Source organism: Arthrobacter sp. MDT2-34-1 (assembly GCF_059091365.1).
This window is the reverse complement of the sequence record NZ_JBNHGO010000052.1, coordinates 1-953: the sequence shown is the minus strand read 5'-3', so window position 1 is coordinate 953 and position 953 is coordinate 1. Positions and strand designations below refer to the sequence as shown.

Sequence of the window (953 nt, the reverse complement as noted above, 5' to 3'; positions counted from 1 at the left end):
GAGGACCCCACAACCAAGCACCACCAGGAAGGCTTCCCCAAGCAGACCCAGGAACAGCCGGGCCTGACCGGGGAAACCACACCCGAGCCGGACCACGGCGAGGAAAGCTACGTCGGCTCCGGCAAGCTGGCGGACAAGGTCGCCCTGATCACCGGCGGCGATTCCGGCATCGGACGGGCGGTGGCCATTGCCTACGCACGGGAAGGCGCCGACGTCGTGCTTTCCTACCTGCCCCAGGAGGAGGAAGACGCCAGGACCACCGCCGACTGGGTGGAAAAGGCCGGCCGCAAGGCCGTGCTGGTCCCGGGCGACGTCCGGCAGGAGCAGTACTGCAGCGAGCTGGTGGACCGGGCCGTCCGGGAGCTTGGCCGGCTGGATATCGTGGTGCTCAACGCCGCGTACCAGCAGGATCGCGAGGGACTGGAAAACCTGCCCACGGAGGAGTTCGACCGGGTCTTCAAGACCAACCTCTACGGCGTGATGTGGGTGGCGCGGGCCGCCATTCCGCACCTGAAGCCGGGGTCGTCGATCATCACCACCTCTTCCATCCAGGCCTTCAATCCGTCCCCGGGGCTGATCGACTACGCCATGACCAAGGCCGCGCAGGTGGCCTTCACCAAGGCGCTGGCGCAGCAGCTCGGGGAGAAGGGTATCCGGGTCAATGCCGTGGCTCCGGGTCCAATCTGGACACCGCTGATTCCGGCCACCGACTGGCCGGACAAACTGCCGAAGTTCGGCCAGGACACACCGCTGGGACGGGCCGGCCAGCCGGCCGAACTCGCGGCGGCCTACGTGTTCCTGGCCGAACCCGGGGCCAGCTATGTGTCCGGTGCGGTGGTCCCGGTGACGGGCGGTAAGGGGCTGTAGTTCCTGCCGGGCCTACCGGGCGTAACGCTCCACGAAGTTGCGCATGATCAGCGTCGGCGTTTCCGTCACGCCGGTCGCGCGGGCCT

1 protein-coding gene is annotated in these 953 nt (G+C 68.0%); it reads left to right on the top strand.

All coding sequences use genetic code 11. The annotated features are described in order from the left end of the window. A partial coding sequence (locus AC5RVV_RS17540) for an SDR family oxidoreductase (RefSeq protein ID WP_494002633.1) occupies positions 1–867 on the top strand: 867 nt, incomplete at its 5' end. Positions 868–953: the final 86 nt, after the last annotated feature.